Raw genomic sequence first — 4,623 nt, forward strand, 5'->3', positions numbered from 1 at the left:
GTCGTTCGGTCTCCTGCAGGATTCTCGGCGCGATGAGGACGACGACGATTCCCACCGGGACGTTGATGAACAGCACCCAGCGCCAGGACGCCCACTCGGTCAGCATTCCGCCGAGGATGAGGCCGACGGACGCGCCCGCCGACGAGGTGGCCGAGAAGATGCTGAGTGCCCGGTTCCGCTCGGGCCCCTCGGCGAAGTTGGTGGCGATCAGGGCCAGCGCGCTGGGTGCGGCGAAGGCGGCTCCGATCCCCTGGACGGCGCGCGCCGTCAGAAGCCAGGCCGGGGAGGTGGCGAATCCGCCGAGCAGCGAGGCGAGTGTGAACAGCGCGATGCCGGCGATGAAGACCCTGCGGCGGCCGAGGATGTCGCCGGCCCGGCCGCCCAGCAGGAGCAGGCCGCCGAAGGCGAGGGAATAGGCGTTGGTCACCCACGACAGGCCGGTCGTGGAGAAGTGCAGGCTGTGCTGGATGTCGGGAAGCGAGACGAACACGACGGTCGCGTCGAGCACGACCATCAGCTGGCAGGCGAGGATGACGGCCAGCGAGATCCCCGAGTGATGACCGCGTCGCCGCCCCGGCGGGTCGGCGGGCAGCGTGTCCCCCGAAGGGATGGTCTGCTGGGGCATGAGTCGTAGACTCCTTCTGCAGGAAGGTTCCGGGCGTCCCCCGAAGTGGCTGTCGGGGTCGCCCAGGCTAAACGGAGGATGCCTCCGGAACGATACGGAGGTATCCTCCGTTTCGCAACCGTGTGAGGAGGCGCGATGTCGACATCGGCCAAGGAGCGTCCGATGCGTGCCGACGCGCGGCGCAACTACGAGCGTCTGCTCACCGAGGCCAAGGGGGCGTTTCTCGAGCACGGCGCGGACGCGCCGCTCGAGGACATCGCCCGGCGCGCCGGCGTGGGCATCGGAACGCTCTACCGTCATTTCCCCACGCGGCTGGCGCTGCAGGAGGCGGTCTACCGCGATCAGGTCGAATCGCTGGTCGCGGCGGCGTACGACCTGGCCGAGACCCTTCCGCCCGGTGAGGCGCTGGCGGCCTGGATGCGGTCCTTCGTCGAGTCCGCGAGGACCAAACGTGGGCTCATGCAGACGCTCAAGGCCGTCATCGACAAGCACTCCGAGCTGTTCGCCCGCTGCCATGAGGAGATCCGCGAGGCGGTCGGCCTCGTGCTCGCCCGTGCCCAGGAGAGCGGTACCGTACGCCCCGACCTGACCGTCCCGGACCTGCTCAAGCTGATCCACGCGCTGTCCGTCGCGACCGAGCACGCGCCGCCGCAGGACATCGACCGTCTGCTGTCCTTCCTGCTGGACGGCCTGCGCTCTCAGCCCTGACCCTCAGTCGCCGCCGTACGGGAATGCGCCTGCCGTCCCGGCGGGTTCGATCCGTGCGTGTGGTGTTCGACGAAGGGCCAGGGATGACCGCGATCGCGGACGGGCGGAAAGAGGTGGCCCCGACCAGGACGACGCGGCTCCGGCTGATGTTCATTCTCGGTGCGCTGACCAGCATCGGGCCGCTGTCGATCGACATGTACCTGCCGGCTCTGCCCCGCCTCACCCACGACCTGTCCGCTGGCGCGTCGCGCGTACAGCTCACCCTGACCGCGTGCCTGGTCGGGCTGGCCGCCGGGCAGTTGGTGGCCGGCCCGGTCAGTGACATGTGGGGGCGGCGGCGTCCGCTCATCGCCGGCGTGGCGCTCTACACGATCGCCTCGCTGCTGTGCACGATCGCCCCCGACGTTCATCTGCTCATCGCGCTGCGGTTCGTCCAGGGCGCGGCGGGGGCGGCCGGCGTCGTCATCGCCCGTGCGATCGTGCGCGACCTGCACGACGGGCCGGCCGCCGCCAGGTACTTCTCCCTGCTCATGCTGGTCAACGGCGTCGCGCCGGTGGCCGCGCCCGTCATCGGCGGCCAGCTGCTGCGCTTCACGTCCTGGCGCGGAGTCTTCGTGGTCATCGCGGTCATCGGCGCGCTGATGACGGTCGCGGTGCTGGTCGGGCTGCGCGAGACGCTGCGGCCGCTCGATCGGCACACCGGGGGGCTCGCGGCCACGCTGCGGACGTTCGCCGGGCTCTGTGCGGACCGGGCGTTCATGGGGTACGCGCTGTCGGGCGGGCTCGCGTTCGCGGCGATGTTCGCCTACATCTCCGGTTCGCCGTTCGTGATCCAGAACATCTACGGCCTGTCCGCGCAGACCTACAGCCTCATCTTCGCGATGAACGCGCTCGGGATCGTGGCGGTCGGCCAGATCGGCGGATGGCTCGTCGGCAGGGTCGCACTGCGCAGACTGCTCGCCGCGGGCCTGTGCATGTCGCTGGCCGGCGGCGTGACGCTGCAGGTCGCGGTCTTCGCGGGGCTCGGGCTGCCGGGCGTACTGCCCGCGCTGTTCCTCGTCGTGTCGGCCATCGGCCTGATCATGCCCAACTCCGCGGCCCTCGCGCTGTCGGGCCGGCCGCCCGGCGTCGCCGGCAGCGCGTCCGGCCTGATCGGGCTCGCCCAGTTCGTCATCGGCGGCGCCGCCGCCCCGCTGGTCGGCATCGCCGGTTCGCACACGGCCGTCCCGATGAGCATCGTCGTCGGCGGTCTCACGGCCGCCGCGTCACTGGCCTTCCTGACCCTCTCTCGCGGAGATCGACCGCTCTAAACTACGGCTTGTAGTACTACCGATAGTCGTATTAGTTTGTGGTCATCGACGGGAAAGGGGAGCCGATGTCGGGTGACCGAACGTTCCATTTGCCGGGCGGGGACCTCGCGACCATCAGGCACACCGCACGGGACACGGATGGCGCGCTTTTCGAGTTCGAAGCGGTGCTGGCGCCCGGACGCTCCGGACCGCCGGCCCACCTCCATGTGGGTCAGGAGGAGTCCTTCACCGTGGTCGAAGGACTGCTGCGTGTGCGCTCGGGCTGGAACTGGAGTGAGTTCGGCGCCGGAGAGACGGTCACTGTTCCGTCCGGCACCGTGCACACCTTCGCCAACCGCAGCGACAAGCCCGTCAGGATGGTGGTGCGGATGACCCCGGCCCTGGCGTTCGAGCAGATGTTGCGGATCCAGGGCGAGTCGAGGGTGCCGCCGATCCTGCGGATCGCGTCGCTCAACCACGGCCCGGACACGTCCTTCTTCCTGTCCGGTCTGCCACTGCCCGTGCAACGGCGGATGTGGAACGCACTGGCGCGGATCGCCCGGCTCACCGGGCGTACGGAGATCCCTGCCAACCGGTGACCGCCGCCCGGGCCGAACGGACCGGCCGTCCCCGGTAGGCGAGTGCGATACCTCGCCGTCACGGAGGGCGATCGGGTGATCTTGTGGCGATTTGTCGGTAGCGGACGGCACAATACGTCGGCATGACGGTGGGGTGGGACGCGGTCGCGGATGTCGAGTGGTCCAGGCTTTTCCATGCGTACGGCATGGCGGCCGACACGCCGGCACATCTGCGGGCGCTGACGAGCGACGACGGCGACGATCGGCGGGCGGCGATCGACCATCTGTGGAGTGCGGTGATCCATCAGGGCACGCCCTGGTCGGTGACCCCTCCCGCGGCTCTGGTCGTGGCGGGGCTGCTCGCCGCCCCGTCCATGTCGACGCCTGCGGCCGGCTCCATCGGTGCTGCGATGGGCGCTGACCCGCCGCCGCTACGCGCCACGTTGCTGAGCTTCCTCGCGGCGGTGGCGGCGGCGGGGCTCCCCGGCCTCAGCGACGACGAGCTCAGCGCATCGGCCTTTCCGCCCGGACGGGAGCCCGAGATCGCCGCGGCGCTGGAGGCCATCCTCGCGGATGACGAAGGCGAGGCCTGGGAGTCCGACGAGATCGAAGCGATCATGAATCGGGTGGTCGTCGAGATCCGGGCGGCGGCACCAGCGATCATGGAAGCGGCCGGCGCGTGCCTGGTCGACGACGACTCCCGGGTACGCGTCAACGCGGCTCATGCGCTCAGCGCCCTGGCTGCGCTGCCCGGGATGGCGGATCGCCGCGACGCCCTGACCACCCGGATGGAGGCGGCGGCGCACCTGGCCGCCCACAGGGACGAGCGGGCGGCCCTGGTGATGGCCATGGGCGAACTGGGTGCCGCACCGCGTGCGTTCCTGTCCGACCCGGACCCGGCCGTACGAGCCTGTGCCGCACTCGCCCCGGCTCTGGCCGGCGAAGTCGCGGCGACCGGTGAGATCCTCGCCGCTCTCGCCGATCCGCGCGCGGCGGACGGCTGGTTCACGAACCGGCCTCCGCAGTTCCGTGGGCACGTCCGTTTCACCCTGATCGCGGCCGCCGCGGCGCGCGTCTCCCGATTCGAGGAGCTGCTCCCCGCAGCGGTGGCGGTCGCCGCCGTCGGCAATGCGTACACCGTCGACTCAGACTGGGGGCCGCTGCTCAGGGCGGCCTTTCCCGATCCGGGCGACCCGCCGGAGCCGCCCGCGCGGCTCACCGAGGCCCAGCGCGCCTACCTGGGAGCGTTGGTCGCCAATGACGAGTTGTGGGACACGCGGATCGGCAACGCCCGCTGGGCCTTCACCCGTGTCGGGCTTCCCTACGATCGCGAAGCCTGCCGCCGGTTCGTGAAGTAGGCACCGCCCACTTCTGGCGTGATCATGCAGTTGTTCGCCTCTCCGGAGCGAACAACTGCATGATC

General features: G+C 70.5%; 5 protein-coding genes. 4 read left to right on the forward strand and 1 reads right to left on the reverse strand.

Annotation, left to right across the window (positions count from 1 at the left end):
- Positions 1 to 625: MFS transporter (locus HKK72_RS36130; RefSeq protein WP_187238893.1), on the reverse strand; the 625-nt coding region annotated here is incomplete at its 3' end.
- A gap of 135 nt (positions 626 to 760) precedes the next feature.
- Here HKK72_RS36130 and HKK72_RS36135 point away from each other — a divergent pair.
- The 4 genes from HKK72_RS36135 to HKK72_RS36150 all read left to right on the forward strand — a co-directional run bounded on the left by HKK72_RS36135 (position 761) and on the right by HKK72_RS36150 (position 4,558).
- Positions 761 to 1,333 carry a TetR/AcrR family transcriptional regulator gene (locus HKK72_RS36135; protein ID WP_187238894.1) on the forward strand — a complete coding sequence of 191 codons (573 nt, stop codon included), beginning with the start codon at positions 761 to 763 and terminating at the stop codon, positions 1,331 to 1,333.
- An 83-nt stretch (positions 1,334 to 1,416) separates the two neighbouring features.
- On the forward strand, positions 1,417 to 2,643 hold the full coding sequence (locus HKK72_RS36140) for a multidrug effflux MFS transporter (protein WP_187238895.1): 1,227 nt from the start codon (positions 1,417 to 1,419) through the stop codon (positions 2,641 to 2,643).
- Positions 2,644 to 2,708: 65 nt separating this feature from the next.
- A complete protein-coding gene (locus tag HKK72_RS36145) occupies positions 2,709 to 3,221 on the forward strand; it encodes a cupin domain-containing protein (protein WP_187238896.1) in 513 nt (170 codons plus the stop codon).
- A gap of 122 nt (positions 3,222 to 3,343) precedes the next feature.
- Positions 3,344 to 4,558, forward strand: a complete 1,215-nt coding sequence (locus HKK72_RS36150; RefSeq protein ID WP_187238897.1) for a hypothetical protein — start codon at positions 3,344 to 3,346, stop codon at positions 4,556 to 4,558.
- Positions 4,559 to 4,623 lie beyond the last annotated feature (65 nt).

The organism is Actinomadura sp. HBU206391 (assembly GCF_014323665.1).
Taxonomy (GTDB): Bacteria; Actinomycetota; Actinomycetes; order Streptosporangiales; family Streptosporangiaceae; genus Actinomadura_C.

Coding starts and splice junctions, on each gene's coding strand:
- HKK72_RS36135 (WP_187238894.1), top strand. CDS start 761: ATGTCGACATCGGCCAAGGAGCGTCCGATGCGTGCCGACGCGCGGCGC.
- HKK72_RS36140 (WP_187238895.1), top strand. CDS start 1,417: ATGACCGCGATCGCGGACGGGCGGAAAGAGGTGGCCCCGACCAGGACG.
- HKK72_RS36145 (WP_187238896.1), top strand. CDS start 2,709: ATGTCGGGTGACCGAACGTTCCATTTGCCGGGCGGGGACCTCGCGACC.
- HKK72_RS36150 (WP_187238897.1), top strand. CDS start 3,344: ATGACGGTGGGGTGGGACGCGGTCGCGGATGTCGAGTGGTCCAGGCTT.